General features: G+C 63.8%; 25 protein-coding genes and 1 pseudogene. 16 read left to right on the top strand and 10 right to left on the bottom strand.

Features of this window, described 5'->3' with window-relative positions; translation table 11 throughout:
- Positions 1–13: 13 nt before the first annotated feature.
- Together FOY51_RS06155 and FOY51_RS06150 are read left to right on the top strand one after the other, a co-directional pair.
- Complete coding sequence (locus tag FOY51_RS06155) at positions 14–1,327, top strand: DUF1800 domain-containing protein (protein ID WP_149429291.1); 1,314 nt, start codon at positions 14–16, stop codon at positions 1,325–1,327.
- Positions 1,328–1,363: 36 nt separating this feature from the next.
- On the top strand, positions 1,364–2,584 hold the full coding sequence (locus tag FOY51_RS06150) for a DUF1501 domain-containing protein (RefSeq protein WP_149429290.1): 1,221 nt from the start codon (positions 1,364–1,366) through the stop codon (positions 2,582–2,584).
- On the opposite strand, the pseudogene FOY51_RS27500 reads toward FOY51_RS06150, so the two are convergent.
- Positions 2,581–2,874: pseudogene (locus FOY51_RS27500) on the bottom strand (fructosamine kinase family protein); the annotation flags it as partial. The gene FOY51_RS06150 and the pseudogene FOY51_RS27500 sit on opposite strands and share 4 nt — an antisense overlap.
- 493 nt (positions 2,875–3,367) lie before the next feature.
- On the opposite strand from FOY51_RS27500, the gene FOY51_RS27120 reads away from it, so the two are divergent.
- Positions 3,368–3,805, top strand: a complete 438-nt coding sequence (locus FOY51_RS27120; RefSeq protein ID WP_187776194.1) for a hypothetical protein — start codon at positions 3,368–3,370, stop codon at positions 3,803–3,805.
- Between the two features lie 472 nt (positions 3,806–4,277).
- Positions 4,278–5,123 (top strand): NAD(+) synthase, encoded by an 846-nt coding sequence (gene nadE, locus FOY51_RS06135; protein WP_149429289.1) that lies wholly within the window; start codon positions 4,278–4,280, stop codon positions 5,121–5,123.
- On the opposite strand, the gene FOY51_RS06130 is transcribed toward nadE, so the two are convergent.
- Together FOY51_RS06130 and moaA are read right to left on the bottom strand one after the other, a co-directional pair.
- Entirely contained in the window at positions 5,120–5,377 is a 258-nt protein-coding gene (locus FOY51_RS06130; protein WP_149429288.1) for a MoaD/ThiS family protein, read from the bottom strand. The genes nadE and FOY51_RS06130 overlap by 4 nt on opposite strands.
- The gene (gene moaA / locus FOY51_RS06125) at positions 5,370–6,428 is read right to left on the bottom strand and encodes a GTP 3',8-cyclase MoaA (RefSeq protein WP_149429287.1); all 1,059 of its coding nucleotides are present in this window, start codon (positions 6,426–6,428) and stop codon (positions 5,370–5,372) included. The genes FOY51_RS06130 and moaA overlap by 8 nt, the downstream gene beginning before the upstream one ends.
- A gap of 56 nt (positions 6,429–6,484) precedes the next feature.
- Between moaA and FOY51_RS06120 the strand changes: the two genes are divergently transcribed.
- Genes FOY51_RS06120 through FOY51_RS06110 form a run of 3 tightly spaced genes read left to right on the top strand, consistent with a single transcriptional unit; the run spans position 6,485 to position 9,076 of the window.
- Positions 6,485–7,666: a molybdopterin molybdotransferase MoeA gene (locus tag FOY51_RS06120; protein WP_149429286.1), complete on the top strand. Its 1,182-nt coding sequence runs from the start codon at positions 6,485–6,487 to the stop codon at positions 7,664–7,666.
- A complete protein-coding gene (gene moaCB, locus FOY51_RS06115; RefSeq protein ID WP_149429285.1) occupies positions 7,663–8,670 on the top strand; it encodes a bifunctional molybdenum cofactor biosynthesis protein MoaC/MoaB in 1,008 nt (335 codons plus the stop codon). Before FOY51_RS06120 ends, moaCB begins: the two co-directional genes overlap by 4 nt.
- Positions 8,663–9,076 carry a molybdenum cofactor biosynthesis protein MoaE gene (locus FOY51_RS06110; RefSeq protein WP_149429284.1) on the top strand — a complete coding sequence of 138 codons (414 nt, stop codon included), beginning with the start codon at positions 8,663–8,665 and terminating at the stop codon, positions 9,074–9,076. Before moaCB ends, FOY51_RS06110 begins: the two co-directional genes overlap by 8 nt.
- On the opposite strand, the gene FOY51_RS06105 is transcribed toward FOY51_RS06110, so the two are convergent.
- Both FOY51_RS06105 and FOY51_RS06100 read right to left on the bottom strand, forming a co-directional pair.
- Positions 9,054–9,833, bottom strand: a complete 780-nt coding sequence (locus FOY51_RS06105) for a DUF4873 domain-containing protein (RefSeq protein ID WP_149429283.1) — start codon at positions 9,831–9,833, stop codon at positions 9,054–9,056. The genes FOY51_RS06110 and FOY51_RS06105 overlap by 23 nt on opposite strands.
- Entirely contained in the window at positions 9,833–10,729 is an 897-nt protein-coding gene (locus FOY51_RS06100; RefSeq protein ID WP_149429282.1) for an AurF N-oxygenase family protein, read from the bottom strand. The genes FOY51_RS06105 and FOY51_RS06100 overlap by 1 nt, the downstream gene beginning before the upstream one ends.
- A gap of 146 nt (positions 10,730–10,875) precedes the next feature.
- Here FOY51_RS06100 and FOY51_RS06095 point away from each other — a divergent pair, with 146 nt between their 5' ends.
- From FOY51_RS06095 to FOY51_RS06080, 4 genes are all read left to right on the top strand, one after another.
- The gene (locus tag FOY51_RS06095; protein ID WP_149429281.1) at positions 10,876–11,484 is read left to right on the top strand and encodes a TetR/AcrR family transcriptional regulator; all 609 of its coding nucleotides are present in this window, start codon (positions 10,876–10,878) and stop codon (positions 11,482–11,484) included.
- Positions 11,485–11,703: 219 nt separating this feature from the next.
- A complete protein-coding gene (locus tag FOY51_RS06090; RefSeq protein WP_235916144.1) occupies positions 11,704–12,708 on the top strand; it encodes an ABC transporter substrate-binding protein in 1,005 nt (334 codons plus the stop codon).
- Positions 12,709–12,713: 5 nt separating this feature from the next.
- A complete protein-coding gene (locus FOY51_RS06085; protein WP_149429280.1) occupies positions 12,714–13,553 on the top strand; it encodes an ABC transporter ATP-binding protein in 840 nt (279 codons plus the stop codon).
- A complete protein-coding gene (locus tag FOY51_RS06080; protein WP_149429279.1) occupies positions 13,546–14,394 on the top strand; it encodes an ABC transporter permease in 849 nt (282 codons plus the stop codon). Before FOY51_RS06085 ends, FOY51_RS06080 begins: the two co-directional genes overlap by 8 nt.
- Before the next feature lie 3 nt (positions 14,395–14,397).
- Here the strand turns inward: FOY51_RS06080 and FOY51_RS06075 are convergent, their stop codons facing one another.
- The 4 genes from FOY51_RS06075 to FOY51_RS06060 form a co-directional block, all read right to left on the bottom strand.
- Positions 14,398–15,423 carry a CobW family GTP-binding protein gene (locus FOY51_RS06075; RefSeq protein WP_149429278.1) on the bottom strand — a complete coding sequence of 342 codons (1,026 nt, stop codon included), beginning with the start codon at positions 15,421–15,423 and terminating at the stop codon, positions 14,398–14,400.
- 15 nt (positions 15,424–15,438) lie between these two features.
- Positions 15,439–16,584 carry an N-acetylmuramoyl-L-alanine amidase gene (locus FOY51_RS06070; RefSeq protein ID WP_149429528.1) on the bottom strand — a complete coding sequence of 382 codons (1,146 nt, stop codon included), beginning with the start codon at positions 16,582–16,584 and terminating at the stop codon, positions 15,439–15,441.
- A 153-nt stretch (positions 16,585–16,737) separates the two neighbouring features.
- Positions 16,738–17,163: a Rieske (2Fe-2S) protein gene (locus tag FOY51_RS06065; protein WP_149429277.1), complete on the bottom strand. Its 426-nt coding sequence runs from the start codon at positions 17,161–17,163 to the stop codon at positions 16,738–16,740.
- 102 nt (positions 17,164–17,265) lie between these two features.
- Positions 17,266–18,021 carry an SDR family oxidoreductase gene (locus FOY51_RS06060; protein WP_149429276.1) on the bottom strand — a complete coding sequence of 252 codons (756 nt, stop codon included), beginning with the start codon at positions 18,019–18,021 and terminating at the stop codon, positions 17,266–17,268.
- 231 nt (positions 18,022–18,252) lie between these two features.
- Between FOY51_RS06060 and FOY51_RS06055 the strand changes: the two genes are divergently transcribed.
- The 5 genes from FOY51_RS06055 (at position 18,253) to FOY51_RS06035 (ending at position 23,001) form a co-directional block, all read left to right on the top strand.
- Complete coding sequence (locus FOY51_RS06055) at positions 18,253–19,455, top strand: inorganic phosphate transporter (protein ID WP_187776193.1); 1,203 nt, start codon at positions 18,253–18,255, stop codon at positions 19,453–19,455.
- Positions 19,456–19,468: 13 nt separating this feature from the next.
- On the top strand, positions 19,469–19,753 hold the full coding sequence (locus FOY51_RS06050; protein WP_149429275.1) for a hypothetical protein: 285 nt from the start codon (positions 19,469–19,471) through the stop codon (positions 19,751–19,753).
- Between the two features lie 29 nt (positions 19,754–19,782).
- A complete protein-coding gene (locus tag FOY51_RS06045) occupies positions 19,783–20,100 on the top strand; it encodes a DUF3349 domain-containing protein (RefSeq protein ID WP_149429274.1) in 318 nt (105 codons plus the stop codon).
- A gap of 395 nt (positions 20,101–20,495) precedes the next feature.
- Positions 20,496–22,007: a sugar transferase gene (locus FOY51_RS06040; protein WP_235916143.1), complete on the top strand. Its 1,512-nt coding sequence runs from the start codon at positions 20,496–20,498 to the stop codon at positions 22,005–22,007.
- A gap of 73 nt (positions 22,008–22,080) precedes the next feature.
- On the top strand, positions 22,081–23,001 hold the full coding sequence (locus FOY51_RS06035) for an alpha/beta hydrolase (protein WP_149429272.1): 921 nt from the start codon (positions 22,081–22,083) through the stop codon (positions 22,999–23,001).
- On the opposite strand, the gene FOY51_RS06030 is transcribed toward FOY51_RS06035, so the two are convergent.
- A complete protein-coding gene (locus FOY51_RS06030) occupies positions 22,998–23,771 on the bottom strand; it encodes a VOC family protein (protein ID WP_149429271.1) in 774 nt (257 codons plus the stop codon). The two genes, FOY51_RS06035 and FOY51_RS06030, sit on opposite strands and share 4 nt — an antisense overlap.
- Positions 23,772–23,774: the final 3 nt, after the last annotated feature.

Raw genomic sequence — 23,774 nt, 5'->3', positions numbered from 1 at the left:
CAGACTGGTGACCATGGCGCAATCGACCGAGTGGAACGCGGCGGCCCGGGTGCTGCGTCGCACCGGGTTCGGTGCGACCGGGCAGCAGATCGACGCCGTGGTCGGGCAAGGCATGACCACCTACCTCCGCACCGCGCTCGCTGCCGACCCGAATGCCGATCCCGGTGCCGTAGCAACACCGCGACCCACGTTCGATCTCTTGCCCCGCGTCGGCAAGAACGCCGGCCAGGATGCCCGCAAACGATTCAACACCGAGCAAGAACAACGTCTCGTGCGATCCACCCAATGGTGGTTTCGGCGGATGGCTGCCGTGCGCGAGCCGATGCACGAGAAGCTGACACTGTTGTGGCACAACCATTTCGCAACATCGGCGCAGAAGGTGCGCAGTGCGTCGGAGATGGTGGATCAGAACGAGAAGTTGCGGACCCTCGGTCGCGGCGACTTTCACACACTCGCGTACTCGATGCTCACCGACGCCGCGATGCTGCGCTGGCTCGACGGCACCCAGAATACGGCTGCCGCCCCCAACGAGAACCTGGCACGAGAGTTCATGGAGCTTTTCGGGCTCGGTCACGGCAACGGCTATACGGAGCAGGACGTGCGCGAAGGGGCCCGCGCGCTCACCGGCTGGACGGTCACCGACAACGGCACGGCAAGCCTGAACCAACGTCGCCACGACGCGCGCACCAAGACCGTTCTCGGGGTCACCGGCCCGCTCGATGCATCCGGATTCTGCGATGCGGTGCTGGGGCATCCGGCATCGGCGGGCTTCGTCACGGGTCGCTTGTGGGAACAGTTGGCTTCCGCGACACCACCATCCGCCGCCACATCGGGGCGCATAACCGAAGCCTATGGCGCCCAACGGAATCTGAGCGCTGCCATCGTCGCGATTCTCACCGATCCCGAATTCACCGGCGCCAAATCGACGGTCGTGCTCACCCCCGTCGAATGGCTGGTCGGAGCGGTGCGGGCGCTGCACGTGCCGCTCGACGACGACACCAAGGTGAAGAATCTGACCGCGGTGCTGCGCAACCTCGGCCAGCTGCCGTTCTACCCGCCGAGCGTCGGCGGCTGGCCCAGCGGTCAGGCGTGGCTGTCGACGGCGAGCGCGGACGCCCGCATCGCAACGGCCGCCGCATTGACCAAAACCGCTGATCTGGAACCGATTTCCGGGACAACACGGTCAGACCGAATCGATGCGACGGGTCACCTGCTCGGTATCGGTGCCTGGTCGGCGCGCAGTGCGGCGGTGCTGAAAGATGCGACGAACGATCCAGCACGGTTGGTCACCCTCGCGTTGAACACGCCCGAATACCTCACCGCCTGAACGTTTCACCACCTGAGACAGAACGAGGAGTTATCGATGCCGGACTTCGATCGTCGCCGTTTCTTGATCGGTTCCGGAGTGATCGGTGGGCTCGGCTTGCTGGCAGGCGGTTCCGCGATCACCTGGGAGCAGTTGCACAGCGCTGCACAAACCTCACCCCTCGCATCAGGCAGCGGTGTGCTGGTGCTCGTCACCTTGTACGGCGGCAACGACGGCATCAACACTCTGATCCCGTACGCCGACAAGGCCTATCACGATGCCCGACCCGAGTTGGCCTACAACCCCTCGGAGGTGTTGCACCTCGACGATCAGCTCGGTTTGAATCCCGCAATGAAGGGAATGGCTGCGATGTGGAAGCAGCGATCGCTCGCTGTAGTGCGTGGCGTCGGATACCCCCAGCCGGATCACAGCCATTTTCGGTCGATGGACATCTGGCAGACCGCGTCACCCGCCGAGCCGGTGAAGACCGGATGGGTCGGCCGTTGGCTCGATGCCACCGGCGACGATCCGCTGCGAGCCGTGAACATCGGATCGGTGTTGCCGCCGCTCTCGGTGGGCGAGAAAGCGACAGCGGCAGCGCTCGACGTCGGAAAGCAGCCGCTGCCATCCGATTTGGCCGGTGCGCTGGCACAGCTGGCGGCGACCGACGCAGCGGACACATCCACGGAGAGCGCCGTGTGCGCGTCGTACCGCGCCGAACGCTCCGTTGCGCAGACCTTCGCGCCCATCACCGGCCACGCGCCGGCGCCAGCCAAAGCGACGGGCGGAAAGCAACGCCAGAACGAGCTGGAGAGTCAACTCGACCTGGTAGGCCGTTGCGTCAAGGCGGGCGTACCCACCCGCGTGTATTCGGTGTCGCTCAACGGGTTCGATACCCACGCGGACGAGAAGGGCACGCAGCAGACAGTTCTCGGCACCCTCGACTCGGCCGTGTCGAAGTTTCTCGCCGACATGGCAACCGATCGGTACGGGCGCAATGTCGTGTTGATGGCCTACTCGGAGTTCGGTCGCCGGGTCGCAGCCAACGCGTCGCAAGGCACCGATCACGGTACCGCGGGCCCGGTATTCGTTGCGGGAGCACCGGTTCGGGGCGGCTTTTACGGCGACGAGCCGAGCCTGACGAACCTCGACAACGGCGATCTGAAATCGACGACCGACTTTCGCGACGTCTACCACACGCTGCTCGACAAGGTCGTGGGCACGGATCCAACTCCGGCAGTGGGCGCAGGCCGCAGCGACCTTGGGTTCGTCGCTTAGTGTCCTGCGAGGCGAATGGTTTGCAACGCGGCGTCGTGAAGCGCACGTCCGTAGGCGGCACCGTGGCCCGCTGCGTGTACGGCCAGCGGATGCAACTGATGCAGCGGGATCCGTGCCTGCCAGCCGTCACGCAGCGGGTGCACCGACTGATAGCCGTCGACCACCGACTCGCGATACGGGCAGCCGAACAGCTCGAGCATCGCCAGATCGGTCTCCCGATGACCGCCGTGCGCTGCGGGATCTATCAGCACCGCACCGTCCGCTGTCCAGAAGACGTTGCCGTTCCATAGGTATACACCAGGTTCCAGAAGATGCTGAACGCTGCGAGGGGCAGATAGCCAACGGTTCTTAAGGCGATCGCGGGCGGCATTATACCATACGATTCGAAATATCACGGTATTTCGTTCCGAAATGTGTCCCACGACACTCCGAGACACGCCGCTAATGTTCATTAGCCGGTAGTTGCGACCAGGGAATTCCACCGATGTGACTCGCAACATGTCGTGTTTGCAATTTCTGTCGGACACTAGGAGTAGTGTCTTGACGGTTGGAAACGACGAATCCCCGCCCCGGGATGAATCACCACGGCGGGAACTTCGGTCCAAGCATTGACAAGATGCGAGACTGGAGGTTACCCCGACTCTCTGACAATCGCAAAGATGCGAGGTCAGCGGCGATTCTTTCGGATACGTCCACCAGATCGGAGCCACAGTGCTCATCGACCCCCGTTTTATCATTCCGGACAATCCACCGAAGCCTCGCTTCCGTCAGGTCGCGGCGGCCATGGCAAAGCGGCTCGGCCATGCGATACGGACCTTGAACAAAGCTGCGACCAGTGTCTTCGCGCTGACTCTAGCCGTGGGCGCACTCATCGCCTGGCACCACGAACCGATCGTCATCCTTGGCGGTATCGCCGTCATCGTTCTGACGTGCGGCCTCATCGCCTGGTACAACGCCGAATCAGACGTGCTGGACGAGCGGCAACGATTCGCCAACTACCAAACTCGTGCTCGAGACCGGATCGGATACATCGAGCTTGGAACCAACGGCTACCAAATTCTGCCCGGCTACGGGTCGCCGCTCCTTGGCGGTCAGGGCGGCAATGGAGGCAACGGTGGAATCGCCTTCGGCGGAGGCAACGCCAACGGTGGACCCGGAGGAGCAGGCGGATTCCCGGGCGGTGGTGGCGGTGGCGGCGGAGCTTCCGGACTCGCCGCCTAACCATCGGAACTGAGCGGACGGACGGGACCGCCACCTCGAGGGCGGCCCTCCATATCTCCTGACGAGCAAGTAGTCCACGTGCGCCGTGCGACGGCTCCCGGTGTACTGGCGAGGTTCACCCTCGATCGAATACCGCTTGCCCTGCCACTCGACTCGTGACTTGTGCTCCCAGCAGAGCCGGGTAGTTCGCCAGCCGAAGCCTCAGCTTCGTTTCGGTATCGAAGCCGATGTCTTGGTGCTCAGAGCTGCCACCGAGTACCTGCACGCTGACCGGCTGGATCACAGCCTTAGCGACTACACCGACCGTCGATGGTTTGGTCCGCGTGTTCCCGTCCGAGTCAGTTACGCATCACAGACCGGCGGCTTCGGCCGGAAAGAAATCCGGGTGGACGTCGGTGCGCGTCTTCCTGAACACGCGGGTACTCATAGTTCTCACCGTACGGATCGGCGCGCGCCTCGCTACCATGCGAGCATGGCGAATCTTCGGGAGCAGATCATTGCCGAGCTCGGCGTGCAGCCGACCATCGACGCGAAGGCGGAGATCCGCACGCGCGTCGACTTCCTCAAGAACTACCTGTCATCCACGCCGACAAAGGGATTCGTCCTCGGTATCAGCGGCGGTCAGGACAGCTCGCTGGCAGGCAAGCTCGCGCAGTTGGCGGCGGAGGAATTGCGTGCGGACGGCAAGGATGCGACCTTCGTCGCGGTGCGACTCCCCTACGGCACACAAGCCGACGAGGACGACGCGCAGATCGCGCTGAAGTTCATCGAGCCGGATCAGTCGGTGGTGGTGAACATCAAGGGCGCCGTCGATGCTGCCTCGTCGGCGGCGGCGGTCGCGATCAGCTCGCTACCCGGCCAGGACGAGACACTGCGCGACTTCGTGCGCGGCAACATCAAGGCGCGCGAACGCATGGTCGCGCAGTACGCGATCGCGGGCGAGCTGAACATGCTGGTGATCGGCACCGACCACGCAGCCGAGGCCGTCACCGGCTTCTTCACCAAGTACGGCGACGGTGGCGTCGACCTGACACCGCTGACCGGCCTCACCAAGCGTCAAGGCGCAGCGCTGCTGCAGGAGCTGGGCGCGCCGTCGAGCGTGTGGTCGAAGGTGCCCACCGCCGATCTCGAAGACGATCGACCTGCCCTTCCTGACGAAGTCGCCCTCGGCCTGACGTACAGCCAGATCGACGACTACCTCGAAGGCAAGGAGGTGACCGACGACGTGTCGGCGAAGCTGGAATCGATGTTCACCAACACCAGGCACAAGCGCGCCGAGCCGGTGACACCGCACGACACGTGGTGGCAGGAGTTCTAACCGCCCGCAAAGGGCGGCAGAACGTCGATGCGGTCGCCCACCGCGGCCGCGGCGTCCCTGGTCAGCTCGTCGTCGAGCAGGAATGCCGCAACCTTCAGCACCCGCGCCATATCGGCACCGTGGCGCGCCGCCACCGCAGCGGAGACGTCGCCGACGGTGGTCGCCATCGGTAGCTCCAGAGTCTCTGTTGTGCAGCCGGACGCATCGGCTGCCGCAGCGAAGTAGCGCACCTCGATCGCTCGGGTGTCAACCACCGATCGCGCCCATGCTGCGGTGCGGCGGAACGAAATCCGCCGAATCGATGCCGTGGCCCGCCCACTTGTTCCACATCGCGCCGCGCCAGAGCATGGCCAGGTCGTGATCGTCGACGCCGGAGCGAAGTGCCGCGCGCAGGTCCAACTCGTCGTCGCTGAACAGGCACGAGCGCACCGTGCCCTCGGCTGTGAGCCGCGTCCTGTCGCAGTCGCCACAGAACGAGCGAGTCACCGACGCGATGATGCCCACCGTCGCGGGCCCACCGTCCACCGACCATTGCTCGGCAGGCGCGGACGGATCTTCGCGGCCGATCGGAGCCAGCTCGAATCGCCGCTCGAGCGCGTCGAGCAACTGTGCCGCGGTGATCATGTTGGCGCGCGCCCATTCGTGATCGGCATCGAGCGGCATCTGCTCGATGAATCGCAGTTCGCAGCCCTCGTCGATGCACCAGGCAAGCAGATCGGCGGCGCCGGCCAGCGTGTCAGGCATCAGCACGGCGTTGACCTTGATCGGCGTCAAACCTGTCCGGGCAGCAGCGCGAATCCCCGCGAACACGGAAGGGAGGCGGTCACGCCTGGTCAGCTGGGCGAACTCGGCCCGGTCCACGGTATCCAACGAGACGTTCACCCGCGAAAGGCCCGCCCGAACCAAACCGGCCGCGCGATGCTCGAGTCCTATCGCGTTGGTGGTCATCGACAGCGGTATTCCAGGTGCGCGTTCGGCGCACGCGGCGATGATGTCTTCCAGGTCGCGACGCATCAGCGGCTCGCCACCGGTGAAGCGCACCTCGCGGATGCCGAGATCGTCGACGGCCAGGCCGACGAGCCGCGCGATCTCGTCGGAGCTCAGCAACTGGTCGGCAGGAATGGCAGGCAGGCCCTCCTCAGGCATGCAATACGTGCAGCGCAACGAACATTTCTCCGTGATCGAAACCCGGAGGTCTCGAGCAATGCGACCGAACTTGTCGACGAGATACGCGACGTCGGGCCGGCCGTCGAGGGACGGGCGGGCGCCACGCACCGCCGGAATCCCCACGTCGACCATCGTCATTCCCCCAGTATGCCGCCTACCTCGAACGCCGAGCAGGTGCGCTATAGCCTGAGCACATGGCCAGTTCGGTAGCGGAGCACAGACACGCGGTCACTCACATGCTTCGCGCGCTCGATGCGCTGCCCGCCGAAACTGTGCCTTTGCGCGATGCCCGCGGCCGACTGCTCGCCGCAGACCTGCTCTCGCCGCTCGACCTTCCCCTGTTCCGCAATTCCCAGATGGACGGCTTTGCCGTCGATGCCGGGTCCGTCGAGTCGACCCCGGTCACTCTGTCCATAGCGGGCACCGTCGCTGCGGGCGACGCGGGCAGCACAGCGCACGTCGCCGGGACAGCGGTGCGGATCATGACCGGAGCACCGATTCCCGACGGCGCGGACGCGATCGTTCCGGTCGAGGACACGACGGTCGCGGACGACCGGGTCACGATCGACCGCGGGCGCACGGTCGGCGAATTCGTCCGTGAGGCAGGCAGCGACGTCGTTGCCGGCGAACTGCTGGTCGCCGCCGGTACGCTGCTCGCCGCTCGGCACATCGCCGTTCTGGCTGCCGTCGGCGTGGAGACGGTCTCGGTTCGTCGACGACCTCGCGCAGCAGTCATCACCACCGGCGCAGAACTGGTGCCGGCTGGGCAGCCGCTCTCACCGGGACAGATCTACGACTCCAACGGCATAGCTCTCGCGACCAGCCTGGAAGCCAACGGCGCGGAGGTGGTGTCGGTGGCTCGCAGCAGCGACGACGTGACGCAGTTTCGGCGACTGCTCGACGACGCGCTGGCGAACGCCGATCTGGTGATCACATCGGGTGGCGTGTCGATGGGCGACTTCGAGGTGGTCAAGGAAACGCTGCAGCCGCTCGGCGGCCAGTTCGGCCATGTCGGGATGCAACCCGGCGGGCCGCAGGGGCTCACGATGGTGAACGATGTTCCGGTGCTGAGCTTTCCGGGAAATCCGGTGAGCACGCTGGTGTCTTTCGAGGTGTTCGCGCGGCCACTGCTACGCAAGGCCGCGGGTCTGCCTGCGGTAGTCGCCGCGGATCTGCCGATCACGCGTGACCTGACGTCCGTTCCGAATCGGCGTCAGTTCCTGCGCGGCCGAGTTCGTGACGGGCAGGTCGATATCGTGTCCGGACCGGGATCGCATCTGGTGGCCGGAATGGCATTGGCCGATGTGCTGATCGATCTTTCTGCCGAGACGACGACGGTATCCGCGGGTACGCATGTGCAAGTGTGGGCGCTATGAGTTCAGCGAATTCGGAGGGTCTGTCGCACGTGGACAGTGAAGGTCGAGCGCGAATGGTCGACGTCAGCGCCAAGGCCGATACGACGCGAATCGCCGTGGCTGCAGGCGAATTGGTGACGACCGCGGAGGTCATCACGCTTGTTCGCGCCGACGACATGCCCAAGGCTGACGTCCTCTCGACCGCGCGGATCGCCGGAATCGGCGGCGCCAAGCGCACATCCGAGCTGATCCCCCTCTGCCATCAGCTCGCTTTGTCGTCGGTCGAGGTGACGTTCGGTTTCACCGATTCCTCGATCACCATCGAGGCGACGGCAAAGACCAAGGGACCCACCGGTGTCGAGATGGAGGCGTTGACCGCCGTCGCCGTCGCCGGTTTGACGTTGCACGACATGGTCAAAGCCGTCGACCCGGCAGCATCGCTGACCAACGTCCGGCTGCTCACCAAGGACGGCGGTAAGCGCGGGCATTGGGAGCGCGGGGATTGGGAGCGAGCGGATCGAGAGAACGACAGCGGAGCCACACCACTGGGTCCGCGATCGGCGGTTGTGCTTGTCGCATCGACCGGCGGGGCCCGCGGAACGAGCGAGGACACGACCGGTCCGCGCATCGTCGAATGGTTACGGTCGCAGGGCTTTACGGTGCGCGGCCCGCTGGTCTACGCCGACGCCGACATCTCAGCGGGACTCGCGGACGCCGTCACCGGTGCCCCTGCCGTCGTGATCAGTACCGGCGGAACCGGCGCCTCCCCCACCGATGCGACGCCCGAAGCAACGAGCCGCTTGATCACTCGTGAGCTCCCCGGCATCGCCGAGGCTGTTCGCGCCCGCGGGGCGGACAAGTTTCCGAGGGCTTCGCTCAGCCGTGGCGTCGCAGGCTTGATCGGGACCACCGTCGTCGTCAATCTGCCCGGATCGCCGGGCGGCGTACGTGATGGTCTTGCCGTGCTGGAACCGATTCTCGATCACCTCGTCGAGCAGGTTGCCGGGCGAGGCGCACATGAGTGAGCGGCTGGCGAAGATCTCCTCGGACCCACTCGAACCCGAAGCAATCGACCGAGCCGTGGCGGGGCCGGAGAACGGTGCCGTCGTGTTGTTCACCGGAGTCGTGCGCAATCATGATGGTGGCCACAGTGTTTCGCTGCTCGAATACCAGGCACATCCTGACGCCGAGCGCTTTCTGCGAGCCTGCTGCGATCAGGTCGCAGAGTCGACAGGCCTCGCCGTTGCCGCCGTGCACCGCGTCGGGTCATTGCAGGTCGGCGATCTGGCGCTGGTCGCAGCCGTGGCAGCACCGCATCGCAAAGAAGCGTTCGCCGCATGCGCCGACCTAGTGGAGCGCATCAAGCACGAGGTCCCCATCTGGAAGCGCCAGCATTTTGCGGACGGCGTCACGGAGTGGGTAGGCCTGTGACTTCTGCGGCCCACGGTGGCGTTCCCACGCCGGTGATGCGGTAGTTGCCCCACGGATCCTGTTCCGCCAGCGCCGCAGGCGTTTCGGGCCCAGCCTCGATCGTCAGAAACAACGGCGACCCGTTCGGCTTCTTGAACGGTGCGACGGCGCCACCGACCCTGCCGTACCAGTGGTACATACCGTCGAGCGGCTCGAAATGACCTGACAACGCAACCTGCACCGTCTCGCGCCGCGCACCGAGCGACAACTCGGCGTTGCCTGAGTACTCGGTATCCGGTTCTCGCTCTTCGACATTGCTGAGGTTGTAGTCGAGTGCTTTCACCCGCCGCGGCGCGACCCGCCTGCCGCGGTGCACACGGTCGAACTCGCGCTGCGAACCCGCACGCACCTCCATCCGCGTTGCCTCTACGCGATCCATCAGCGCCAGACATTCGGCGATGTAGCCCACTCTGTCGAGGGAATTCGATTCCAACAGAAAGCAGTTGGGGAATCCGGCCACGGCGACACACTGATACGACTGCATCCCCTCGAAGCGGATGTCGTGCACTGTCGAGCCCGCAACGACCACCCTCGGCAACTGGACCTCGCCACCCTCGATGCGGACCTCCCAGCGATCGATCCGATCGTCGAAAACGCATGACACGATGTCACCTTCGTCTACGACGACCACGTCGCGCCGACCGTGGTCGGTCAGGGCGCGAGCTAACTGCCGGCCGGCGGCTCCTGCGCCGACGATCAGAACACCGGGCTCGACCATCAGAGAAATCCGCCGCGCCGCCACATCGCTCGCGAGCTCGCGAGCATCAACCCGTTCTCGTCGAGGAATGCACCGAGTGATGCGAACCCTTCTTGCTGGACCGCACGGAAATGCGGATTGGCCCAGGCCTGCTCGCGGGCGATCTTGGGATCGAGACCGGCGCGCTTGTACATGGCCGGATTGGTGAACAAGCGCCGGAACAGCACGCCGCCGATGCCTTGTACCGCGCCGACCCACAGCTTGTCGATGGGGTGACTCTCGGCAACACGACGCCGAACTCCCTCTCGTGCAAAGCGAATGTGGCGCGCTTCCTCGGTGACATGTATCTGCATGAGCCGGGATATCAACGGTTGGAGCAGCGGATCGTCGAGGACTCGGCGCTGGGTGGCATCGAAGATCTCCTCACCGATCAGCGCTGCGACCCACAGCATGGTTCCCCGAAAAGCCTTGGGCAGCAGGTTCGCAACCACCGCCTGTGCGGGTCGCAGCTGATACGGCTTGGCGCCCATCCGTTCGATGGCGCGTCCGAACATCGTCATGTGCCTGCACTCGTCGCCCATCTCGGTGAGCATGTAGCGGCTGTGCAGTGAGCCGGGATCGTTGTGCATCAACGACTTGAGCAGGGCTTGGTTCAGCATGTTCTCGAACCAGATGCCGACGCTCAGAATGTTCGCTGCCTCTTGCCGCGAGAGTTCGATGCGTTGCTCCGTGCTCATGGACTCCCAGAGTGGGGTTCCGTAGAGCGACAGGACCTTCGGGGGAAGGAAGTACTTGCCGGCTTCCATCGGGGCGTCCCAGTCGATATCAACGACCGGTGCGTACGAGCGTTTCACCGCGCCCTTGAGCAATCGATCGGCGACAGTTTCTCTGTCGAGGGGTGTGACGAGTTGCGACATGATTCTCCCCTAGGGCTTGTTTCCGTTCGTACTTAAAACGTAAACGCCTTCGATCGGTCCGTCAATAGTGTCTGTGACTTAAATTCACAGATGTTATCTGTGCACGTCCGCACCGCCAGGAGAGTCGCCTCTCTAGACTCTGGACGATGAGACCGTCGCCCAACGACGCCGATCCGGCGGCGATCCGAGAAGCCATTCTCGATGCCGCCGAGGAGAGCGTCATCGAACTCGGTTACGACAGCAGGCTCCATGCCGTGATTGCGCAGCGGGCGGGGGTATCTCGACCGACCGTCTACAAGTACGTCGGCGATCAGTCGGCAATCTTCGACGCCCTGTTTCAACGTGAAATCGCCAAATTTTTCGTGGTGCTCGATGCGGCACTGCGCGGTCAGCAGGAACAGCTCGAGGCCCGATTCGTCGACTCGATCGTATTTGCCGTCCAGTACGCGCGCTCACATCGGCTGCTGCAGAAGGGCTTACAGGATCATCCCGAGATTGCCCTACCCTGGTTCACGGTTCGCGCCAAGCCGATGGTTGAGCTCGCGGCCAATCTGATCTCTCCGCACTTCGAGCGCTTGTTCACGGCCGAGCAACTGGTGCGTGTGAGCCCAGTCGCAATCTCTGAGTGGGCCTTTCGCATCATTTCGTCGCTGATCGTCACCGAAGGCATCGTCGACACGTCGGACGAGAAGTCCTTGCGCGATTTCGTCCGGTCGCTGCTGACCATAGCCTTCATGCCCGCGGGCGCTCGCTGACTCACAATGCCTTCGGCAGGTGAGCGGTAAAGGGGTCCAGGCACCAACAAAACGCTCACCTGCGGCGGAGCCGCGCGTCCGAATCAGCGTGAGTGGAAGGGGTTGCTTCGCGGCGGCACTCTCCTAGCCTCGGTGCAGCCCCGCGGCAGCATCTGCCGCACTCCACCTCTGAAAGGCAGCTCGGTGCGCCGCAATCGAATTACCGCAGTATCGACCCTGGTGACAGCAGTAGCCGTTGCATCGGCCGTGCTGACCGGTTGCGGTAGCAGCCAGACTGCAGAGTCCCAGAACGGCGTCACCACGCTGCGCTATCAGGGTTGGAACGATCAGGTCACCATTGCCGAACTAGCCGAAAATCTCGGGTTCTTCGACGGCAAGGTGAAACTCGACTGGGTCGGCAACACCATCAGCGGACCGCAGGACATCCAATCGGCCGCTACCGGCCAGACCGACTTCGGTGGGGCATTCGGCGGCGCTGTGGCGAAGTTGGTCAGCGCTGGAGCGCCGATCACCGCGGTGGTCAACTACTACGGCGGTGACGACAAGACGTTCACCGGCTACTACACGCCCAACGACAGTCCCATCACAAAGGCCGCCGACCTGGTCGGCAAGAAGGTCGGCGTCAACACGCTCGGCGGACAGAACGAAGCCGACATCCACAACGAGCTGAAAGCCGCCGGGCTCAGCCTCGACCAGATCAAGTCCGTGCAGTTGGTCGCGCTGCCGCCCCCCAACACCGAGGACGCCCTGCGGAAGGGCCAGATCGACGTTGCCGCACTCGGCGGCCAGTTCCAGCAGCGAGCTCTCGCGAACGGTGGGCTTCGCCCGGTGTTCACCGAGCTCGATCAGTACGGGAAGTTCAACGGCGGACAGTACGTCTTCCGTAACGACTTGATCGCGAAGAACCCCGACGCCGCAACAGCTTTCACCACCGGCGTCGCCAAGGCCATCGAATGGCAGAAGACAACACCCCGCGATCAGGTGATCGACAAGTTCACCCAGATCATCAACGCTCGACACCGTCCGAACGAAGACACGTCGACGCTGAAGTACTGGCTCTCGGTCGGCGTGCCGAGCAAGTACGGCCAGATCTCGGACGCCGATTTCAAGAATTGGGAGAGCTGGTTGCAGGACACGGGCGCGATCAGCGGCCCGCTCGACCCGTCGAAGCTCTACACCAACAAGTTCAATCAGGCGGCGTCGACGACGAAGGCGGGGAGCTGATCACGATGGCGCAACCGAAGATCGCAATCCGCAACATCTCCAAGACATTCGGCGACGCAGGCACCGGACGGTCCACCCTGGCGCTCGACAACATCTCACTCGACGTGGCAGACGGCGAGTTCCTGACCCTCGTCGGACCGAGCGGCTGCGGCAAATCGACGCTGCTGGAACTGATCGGCGGCCTGACGAAACCGACGTCGGGTGAGCTCACCCTGGACGGTGCACCGATCACCGGACCTGGCCTGGATCGCGGCATCGTCTTCCAGCAATACGCGCTGTTGCCATGGCGGACAGCGCAAGCCAACGTCGAGCTGGGATTGGAGGTCGCGGGCCTCGGCAAGAAGGAGCGCGCCGTGCGCGCACGGGAGGTACTCGATCTGGTGGGTTTGGATTCCTTCCGTGACCGCTACCCGCACGAGTTGTCCGGCGGCATGAAGCAGCGCGTGGCGATCGCGCGAAGTCTCGCGTACGAGCCGAAGGTGCTGCTGATGGACGAGCCGTACGCGGCGTTGGACGCACAGACCCGCGAGCTGCTGCAAGTGGAACTGCTATCCATCTGGCAGCGCACCGGTGCAACGATCGTGTTCATCACCCACGGGATCGAAGAGGCTATCTACCTCGGCCAGCGGGTGGCGGTCATGACGTCGAGGCCGGGCCGCATCAAGACGATCGTTCCGATCGACCTCGGCGATCGCGACAGAGTCGACGACATTCGCTCCACCCCGGAATTCACCCGATACCGCCATCAGCTGTGGGAACTCCTACGTGACGAGATCACGCGTACAGCGGTTCTCGACCAGGCGCCCGAAGCTCGTTCCGCCGAGGAGGCTGTTTCCGTTGGTTAGCACACTGTCGCGCAGTGTATCCACGCGCACCACAGTCGAATCCGCTGCTGTCGCAACACCGAAGCAGCGCAATCGCGTTGTCGGCTCCGCGCTGAAGATCGCCAAGAAGTCCGCCGTCATCATCGCGTTCCTCGCGCTGTGGCAACTCGCGCCGACACTGGGTTGGGTCGACAAGACCTTCCTGTCGCCACTCACCGAAGTGCTACACGCCTGGTGGGGTCTCGCCGAGAGTGGCGAGCTGTGGATCGATGTCCGTGCGAGCCTCGCCCGTTCGCTCTCCGGATTTGCCATCGCGATCGCGGCCGGAGTGCCGTTGGGATTGCTCATCGCCTGGTACCGCGGCTTGGCCGACGCGGTGACACCGCTGCTCACGATCTTCCTCAACACCGCCGCTGTTGCCCTGTTGCCAGTGTTCGTATTGATCTTGGGGATCGGCGAGACCTCGAAGATCGCGATCATCGCGTACGCCTGCTTCTGGCCCGTGCTCTACAACACGATCAGCGGCGCAAAGAACGTGGACCCCTTGCTCATTCGGTCCGTGCAATCCCTCGGCGTGAAGGGGCCCAGACTGTTTCAAAAGGTGATCCTGCCCGCCGCGTTACCGACGATCTTCACCGGCATTCGACTCGCAGGGGCAGCATCGATCCTGGTGCTGATCACCACCGAACTGGTGGGCGCCAAAGCGGGACTCGGCTACCTGATCAGCAGCGCCCAGTTCAACTTTCAGATTCCGCAGATGTACGCGGGGATCGTGACCGTCGCCGCGGTCGGCGTCGGGTTCAATCAGACTCTGGTCTGGTTGGAGCGCCGCGTATCTCGTTGGCGGGTCGAGAGCCGCTAGCCGTCAGATCAAGTATCTCTGCAGGTTCAGCATCGCGTTCTCATCGAGCAGATCGGGGCTCGGATGGACGCAGGCGTGCAACCGATTTCGGATGTCCGCCTCGTCCAGTCCGGTCCCGATCAGCACCAGCTGCGAGACGCGACGCTCCCCCCGTGTCCACCGCGTCGGCTGCAGCCTGATATGTCTGCCGACGACGTGCAGAACGAACTTGCGTGACTCCCCCGCAACGGCGAAGGCCAGAAACCCCTTGGCGCGGAACAACCCTCGCGGCGGTTCTTCCACAAAGTCGATCAGAGCTCGCGGATCGAGCGGTCGTTCGGCGGTGAACTCGACGTGGTCGTATCCGTCGTGGAGATGCCTGTGATCGTCGTGGTGGTCGTGCTCGATCAGCTGATCCAGCGTCAATTGCTCTGCGACCATGGGCTTCTCCGCAACGGCGGGCTTGTCGAACAACAGCGCCGGATCGAGAACTCCGTTGGACGTCGGGTAGATCGGAACAGCACCGACCAGCTCCGCAATCGACGTGGACACGAAAGACAGCTGCTCCGCATCGATCCGATCCACCTTGTTCAGCACGATCAGATCGGCCAGCTGTAAATGCTGATCGATCTCCGGATGTCGAGCCCTCGTATCGACGAATTCGGCAGCGTCGACCAGCTCGACGAGCCCGCCGTACGCGATCCGCTGGTTCTCGCTGCCGAGCACCAGTCGTATCAGGCTCTTCGGTTCGGCCAGACCGCTCGCCTCCACCACGATCACGTCGATCGGTGATCGCGGCCCAGTGAGCCGATCGAACAAACCGTCCATCTCGCTGACGTCCACGGCACAACACAGGCAGCCGTTGCCGAGTGACACCATCGAATCGACTTGCCCCGCAACCAACATCGAATCGATGTTGATCGCACCGAAATCGTTGACCACCACGCCGATCCTGGTGCCGCCGTTGTTGCGGAGCAGGTGGTTGAGCAGAGTGGTTTTACCCGAGCCCAGATAGCCTGCGACGACGACGACCGGAATCTGGCGCTTCACTCTCCCAGCTTAGATTTACCCCGCCGGAGCTGGAGCGGTCGGCGTGGTCGCCGGCTTGTCGGAGTTCAGAAACGCATCGAGCACCGTGCTGAACACATCGGAGAGCGTGTCGAAGATCTGCTCGTCGGCGAGTGAGTCACCACCACCGATACCCAGCGCGTTCAGCAGGGGCCGAAGCAACTGAGCGATCGTGGTCGAGACACCGTCGGCAGGCTTGCTCGTCGTCGGTGCCGTCGCCTTCGGGGTGGATGTCGAAGGGGCAGCTTCTTGTGTCGTCGACGGCCCAGTTCTCGTCGGCGCAGTCGTCGTCGGCCCAGTAGTCGTCGTCGATGGCGGCGTTCCGCGAGCAGGTGTCACCGCCGCGGCAGGCGCAGGCGCAACCGGCGGCGTTCCGAGCAGGTAGCTGACCAGGCCGGTCGTGATCGCAATCGCATGCTTGAGCTGACCGTCCTTGCCCTCGAGCATCTTTGCGTCGTCGGGGTTGCCGCCATTGCCCATTTCGACAAAGACCAAGGGCACAGTCGTCAAGGCCGGTCCGGCGATGTCAGCGCGAGTTTGCAGACCGTTCTGCACTCCGGCGTAGTTCGCCGGGCTGAACCCTGCGTTGACGTATGCGTCGCGCATGTCGGTCGAGGCGGTCAGGCCCTTGGTGGATTGCACCTCGTTGACCGTCGGGTTGGGGATCGGCAGCTGCGGAACGATCAGGTGGAAGCCATGGTCTTCGGCAGGAGCACCGTCGGCATGGATGCTGGCCGCGACATCCGCTCCGGACGCGCTCGCGGCCTTGGCCCGCTCGTCCACGCAGCCGCCCCAGCCGGTGTCGTCGTTACGGCTCAGCACAACCTTCGCACCGAGGCTCTCGAGGGACGACTTCACCAGCTGCGTGACATCCCAGTTGATCGTGTGTTCGGGCGTGCCGCCGAGAGCGGTCATGCCGGTGGTCTGGCAGTCCTTGGTACCGCCACGACCGTCGTCGACCTGTCGGGAGAGGTTCTCCGAGTGTCCCGTGCCTTGATGGCCGGGATCGAGAAAGACGGTCTTGCCTGCAAGTTTGGTGCTCATATCTGGATCGGGTGCAGGTGCAGCATGCCCGATTGCGGGCAGTGCGAAGCTCGCAGCCATGGCGAGGGTGATTCCGGCCGTGGTGATGCTCTTCTTCATGTGGATCGGCACCGCCCAGAGCAGCCGCGCCGCCTCCTTCCCCACTAGTAACACCAGTAACAGTGGTTCACTGTCGCAACATTCGGAGGCTGTGACAACCGTGAGCTGAGGCTGTTACTGAAACGTTGTCGCGGGGAGCGAGGCGTGGAAGACCTAGGCGAGCACTATCGAGTCGCCCTGAACCTTCACGGCGCGACCGTCCAGCGGCCGCTTCGCCGGCCCGTGCACCACCGAGCCGTCGAGGCCGAATTTACTGCCGTGACAGGGGCAGTTGATGGTGCCGTCCGACACCGTGGACACAGTGCAGCCTGCATGCGTGCACTTCGACGAGAACCCTTCGAACTCACCCGCGGCCGGCTGAGTGACTACTACTTCGCCGAAGATTGCACCTGATCCGACGGGGACGTCGGACACCTTCCCCAACGCGGCGGGCGTCGACCCAGCGCTCGCTGGAGCGGCGCTGGCGGAACCTGAACCCGAGTCACTGCTTCCGCAGGCGGCAAGACCCGCGACCGCGGCGGCCAGGCTCACACCGGCGACAACCGCTCGGCGACTGAGGACGAGTTCTTCGGAGTTCATTGGCTGTTCCGTTCTGCGCAGAGGGAATCAAATCGACGGGGCGAGCGAAGCGACGGGGGAGACAACGCTGTGCTCGTGTCACGAAGTACGGATACGACGGGTTCATCGGGCGAGAAAATTGTCGAAAGTGATGGTCCCGTACGCATTATCGGCCGCAAGATGCCCTCCCGCGCGGTACCCGGCGCCGAATCCCCCTGGAAGACGGACAGAAGCCACCAATCGCCGCCGACCGACGGCGTGGAGATAGGTACGCGCCAGATCGTCCGCCCGTCGCACCTGAGGACCCCCGATGTCGGGCACCCGTCCCGACGGCCCCGCGGCCACCAACTCGCTCAGCCTGCGTGCCACGTCGCGTACGTCGATCGGTTGGAAACTCGTGCGGGACGGGACCAGCGTGGCGGGCAACCATCGTTGTGCCGCTGACATCGCGACGACGAGGTCGTGAAACTGCGTCGCCCGCAGAATCGTGAACGGTACGCCCGCCCGTTCCACTGCGCGCTCGACTTCCAGCTTGGCGCGGTAGTAGAACATCGGCACCACATCCACGCCGACGATCGAGATGTAGACGAGGTGAACTCCGCCCGCTCGCGCAATCGCATCGATCAGCGTGGCGGATGTCGAGACATCGGACTTCCCGTTCGTCGTCGCGCAATGCACCACCGTCTGCACATCGGCGATCGCGTCGTCGACGCCTACCCCCGTCCGCAGATCGCCGAGTGCCCAGGTGAGATTCGGCCGACTCTCGTCGTGCGGGCACCGACTCAAGACCCGTACCGCAGAGCCCTGCGCGAGCAGTTCGTCCACCACCGCTCGACCCAACGTTCCGGTCCCACCCGTCACAAGAACTGCTCCGGTCACAAATTCGCCTTCCTCACTGATGGCCCGATCGGTTTAACTGCGAAAAACGCTACGCGCGGTCGGAGAGTCATCGGGACAAAGGAAACAGAAGGTGAATCAACTCACGAAAACACGAGCAAAAGAGGCGGTTGATTGAACGCCAGATGAACACTGAACGACAAGGGAACTCTGTACTCGTAAAAGCAGTTTCGTGAATCGACAAACCCCGACGCGATGGTCCAATATGCTTGCGTGACTGCGGAAATGATCATTCTGACGCTGGTGGTAATCACGGCGCTCGGGTTCGACTTCACTAACGGTTTCCACGACACTGGAAACGCGATGGCCACGTCCATCGCCACCGGGGCGCTCAAGCCCAAGACCGCGGTAACTCTTTCCGCGATCCTCAACCTCGTCGGCGCCTTCCTCTCTGTGGAAGTTGCCCTTACCGTCACCACGGCCGTCCTGAAAATTCAGGACAAGAACGGCGGACTCGTTTCCGGCGTCGACAGCCGCGAGGCAATGGTCCTCATCTTCTCCGGCCTCATCGGTGGCATCCTCTGGAACCTCGCGACGTGGCTGCTCGGCTTGCCGTCGAGTTCGTCGCACGCACTCTTCGGTGGACTGATCGGCGCAGGCATCGCGGCGATCGGCGTGAGCGGCGTCAACTGGAACGGCGTCTTCTCCAAGGTCATCATTCCCGCCCTGCTCTCCCCGATCATCGCAGGCGCGATCGCCGCGATGGCCACCTGGATCATCTACGCGATCACCAAGCGCGTGCAGCGCGACAAGAAGGAAGCAGGCTTCCGCTGGGGCCAGATCGGCACGGCGTCACTGGTTTCCCTCGCACACGGCACCGGCGATGCGCAGAAGACGATGGGCGTCATCACCTTGGCGCTCGTTGTGCACGGCACCGTTACCGCACAGGGCGTGAAGGACGACGGCCTGCCGGTGTGGGTCATCTTCGCCTGCGCCTTCGCCATCGCGGCCGGCACGTACCTCGGTGGCTGGCGCATCATCCGCACCCTCGGTAAGGGACTCGTCGAGATCGAAGCCCCCCAGGGCATGGCGGCCGAAGCTGCTTCTGCCGCAATCATTCTGACGTCCAGCCACTTCGGCATGGCGCTGTCCACCACGCACGTCGCCACCGGTTCCATCCTGGGTACCGGCGTCGGCAAGCCGGGAGCACAGGTTCGCTGGGGTGTTGCGGGTCGCATGGCCGCAGCGTGGCTGATCACGCTTCCCGCGGCTGCCGTCGTCGGGGCGATCTGCTTCTTGATCGCCAACACCATCGGCGGACTGCCCGGTGCCATCGTCGTCTTCGCCATGCTGCTCGCGGCGTCCGGCTACATGTACCTCCGTTCGCGCAAGCAGCCGGTCAGCGCAGACACGGTCAACGACGAGTGGGACGACGCCGCAGCACAGCTCGCGGCCGACCCGTCCCTGAAGGTCTGAGAGGGCTCCTGACATGGACATCATCACCACCGCCGCCAACGCCGCATGGAAGGTCTTCCTGATCGGCGTGCTGTTCGGAGTCGGTCTGCCGACCATCTTCGCGCTGGGACTCCGCTCGTTGAGTCTCGGCACGGTCACCGCATCCGACGGCGAATCTGTTCAGGGCAAGACCAGCCCAGCCGGTCTCGCCGGCGCTTACCTGTGCTTCGGCATCGTGCTCGTCGCGATCGCCTACGGCGTCCTCTTCATCTGCAAGACGTCGATCAAGCACTACCTCGGTATCGAACTGCCGCTCTGACGTCACCGATCACAAGCGAAAGGAACTCAATGTCCGAAACGACCTCCACCAGTTTCCTGTCGTCCGTTCTCGGCTGGCTCCGAAGCGGCTACCCCGACAACGTTCCTCCCAAGGACTACTTTCCGCTACTGGCGCTGCTGAAGAAGTCGCTCACGGAGGACGAAGCCAAGGCTGTCATCGCCCAGCTGGCCGAGAGCCACGTCGTTCCGGTCAACCCGGTCGACATCGAAGCCGCAATCGCCAAGGTTTCCGATGAGCCGCCCAGCGACGACGACGTTCGCCAGGTCGCCGCTCGGCTCGCTGCCGCAGGCTGGCCGCTCACCGGATTCCACGGGAGCAACAACTAAGTCACAAGCCCCGTCGAACCCGATCGACCCGTAGGCCCCTCGCCACCCCGTGTGGCGGGGGGCTTACGTCTGTTTCCGGAGCCATTTCGCAGGGGCCGCAATGTGCGGAACGTCACACCCATCCAAAACAATACCGTGGGTCAGGTTACCGATACGCCCTGGTCGCGCGAACGCGTCTCGATTCGTCATTTCGCCAGGTCGCTACGACGGTTCTCCAATGCGCGATTTTTCTGAACATTCCTGCGGTTTTTTTCCGACCGGTATACATACCGGACCTCTGTCCAGGTCTAATAATCGAGAATAAAGAGTAGGTATTGGGCATTAATTACGATTGACGCCCCTGCGACACACCACTTACGGTGATGCACGAACGGTTCGAAGTAAGGGGTGTACGGGTGGAGTTTCGCGAGCAGAAGCAGCAACCGACCGTCACCTCGCGCCCCGCACATGTACGCAGTACAACCGGCAGAGATTCCTGGCGCTCCGAGTATCTGATTCGCCTTCAGGTCAGCGACACCCTTGTCGTCATCAGTGCGGTCGCATTGGCGCAGATGTTGCGATTCGGCAAGATCGACTACGACGGCGAGGTCGATTGGGCACTGTCCCCGGGCATCGGGTACACCACGATCTCGGTAGCGATCGCGCTTCTCTGGCTGGGATCACTCGCGCTGGCACGTTCCCGATCGCGCGGCATCATAGGAAGCGGACCCGAGGAGTACCGCCGCATCACGTCTGCGACCATGCGTCTCTTCGGCCTGATCGCCATCGTCTCGCTGCTGTTCCAGGTCGACGTCGCCCGGGGATATCTGGCGATCGCGCTTCCTGTCGGTTACTTCGGCCTGATGCTGAGCCGTCAGGCATGGCGCAAGTACGCAGTTCACATGCGCCAGCAGGGCGAATACCAGACGACCGTCCTCGTGGTCGGCGCAAGAAACGCAGCACGAGCAATGACGGCATCGTTCGCGCGGGATCGCAACGCCGGCTACCGCGTCGTCGGCGTATGCACACCCGGCGGCACGGCCGACGCGGACAAGAACCTCGCCGTTGCCGGCGACGAGGTCCCGATCGTGGGCGACGAACACTCCATCCTCGAAGCGGTCCAGTTGACCGGTGCCGACACGGTGGTCGTGACTGCAACCGAACAACTCGGCCACCAGCGCATTCGCGACCTGGTGTGGCAACTCGAGCCGCTCGATGTGGACTTGGTCGTCACACCGGGCATCGTCGACATTGCAGGCCAGCGCCTCGAAATCCGGCCGGTTGCCGATATGCCGCTGGTTCACATCGACAAACCGCAGTACGACCGCGCGATGTCCTTCGGTAAACACGCATTCGACGTCTGCTTCGCAGCCGTTGCACTGCTGCTGATCGCGCCGGTGATGATCTGGGCGGCCCTCGCAGTGCGGATGACGAGCCGCGGCCCTGTCTTCTACCGCTCGGAGCGCATGGGCATCGACGGCAAACCGTTCAAGATGATCAAGTTCCGCAGCATGTACGAGGACGCCGATCGCCACCTCGACGCCCTCGTCCGTCAGAACCAGGGTGCCGGCCTGCTGTTCAAGATGCGCAACGATCCTCGTGTCACTCCGGTCGGTCGTATCCTGCGCAAATACAGCCTCGACGAGTTGCCACAGTTCCTCAACGTCCTGCGCGGCGAGATGAGCGTCGTGGGACCCCGTCCGCCGCTTCGACGTGAGGTGGACGCATACGACGGTGTCGTACGCCGACGACTCCTGGTCAAGCCGGGCGTGACGGGCCTGTGGCAGGTGAGTGGCCGATCCGACCTGTCGTGGGACGAGTCTGTACGCCTCGACCTCTACTACGTGGAGAACTGGTCGATGTTGCAGGATCTGCTGATCATCAAGAAGACCCTCAACGCCGTCACCGGCTCGCAAGGCGCGTACTGACCCTCGGGCCGCTTCGCAACGGGCGTTTCGAGAAGATCGCCCATACCGGCTCGCGCTGATCGACAATGAGCGCATGCGCAGGCGGCGGCGTCCTCTCAAAATATTCGTTGCTTTGATCGTGGTGCTGGCGATCGTCTATGCCGGTATCTCGTGGTTCTTCTCGGAGAAACTGATCGCCGCGAAGTTTGCGCCGCTCGGACCAGTCGATGTCGCATCGTACGGTCTGCCGCAACCCGAGCTGATCGAGATTCCGGGCGATGGCGTCACCCTGGCAGGCTGGTACTTCGCGAATCCCCGCAAGGCGGGATGCGCGACGGTGATGCTGCACGGGTTCAGCGGAAGCAAGCAGGAAATTCTGGGGCCCACTCCCCTGTTCTGGAACCGCGGTTGCGATCTGCTGCTCTACGACGCGCGCGGACACGGCGAGAGTTCACCATCGCTGCTCACCTACGGTGCGCATGAGAAGGACGACCTCGGCCGCGCAGTGGACTGGCTCGCGAACAGGACGTCGTTGCCGCACAGCAAGATCGGCCTTGCCGGCTGGTCCTACGGCGCGGCGACCGCCATTCAAGCCGCGGCCGACATACCCGATCTCGCCTTCGTCCTCGCCGACTCCTCCTACTCCAGCCTCGGCGACATCGCCCGAGCCCAGGGGAAACAGCAATTCGGCAGCTGGACCAAGATCTTCGTTCCCGGCGCGTTGTTGGTTGCCGGCATTCGCGGCGGGTTCGACGCGCGCGGAGTCGCGCCCGACGACGCGATCCGCGACGTCAAGGAACCGACTCTGCTGATTCATTCGCGACAGGACGAGTTCACTCCCGTCGAGCAGTCCGAAGAGATCTACGCAAACAGCGATCATTCGCATACCGAGTTGGTGATTCCCGATTGGGTTGCACCACACGCTTTTTCGTACACCAAGAACAACGCCGGGTATACCGCGATACTCGACGGATTCCTCGCGAAGTACGCTCCGGACTTCGGAGCACGGGCTTAGGCGGGCGGGACCGCTCGGGACGGATCGATGACGCCGAACACCTCACCTTGGCTGCCGGTGATCACGCCCGATCGGCCGAACGGAGTGTCGCTCGGCTCCTCGAGCACGGAACCGCCCAACTCGACGGCCTTGGCCAGCGCCGCATCGGTGTCGTCGACCTGGAACCAGGTGAGCCAGTGGCTGGACGCGCCGGTGGCGGACTCGTCGGCAACCCCGCCTGCCATGTCACCGCTGGACACGGCGAAAGTGCAGTACGTATCGCCGAGTTCCGTATACGTCCAGCCGAACACTGCGGAGTAGAACACCTTGGCGGCGGCGTAGTCGGTGGTGTGAGCCTCGTTCCAGCAATAGGTTCCGTGCTGGTTGTAGATGGCGGCGCCTTTGTGCGCCTTGGCTTCCCAGACGCCGAAGACGGCACCGGCGGGATCTGCGGCGACGAACATGCGCCCGACGTCCATGACGTCGAAGGGCGGCATGAAGGCCTGCCCGCCTGCGGCTGCGACCTTCTTCGCGATGTCGTCGGCACTGTCGGCGGCGAGGTATGTGGTCCACACCGACGGCATCGGATCGTCACCCATCTTCGGGCCGATGCCTGCTGCGGGCCGTCCGTCGACGAGCGCCATCACATAGCCGCCCGCGTCGTCCGGGCCGTCGTCGATCTGCCAACCGAAAAGACTCGAGTAGAACTCACGCGCTTGCGCGACATCGTCGACCTGAACGTCGATCCAACAGGGCGTGCCTTGCGGCCAGGCTTGGTCACGAGTGGGCATGAC

It is taken from the genome of Antrihabitans cavernicola, from assembly GCF_008297975.1.
In the GTDB taxonomy this organism is placed as follows: Bacteria; Actinomycetota; Actinomycetes; order Mycobacteriales; family Mycobacteriaceae; genus Antrihabitans; species Antrihabitans cavernicola.
Note: the sequence above shows the minus strand (reverse complement) of the source record. Positions and strands in the feature narration are given on the sequence as shown.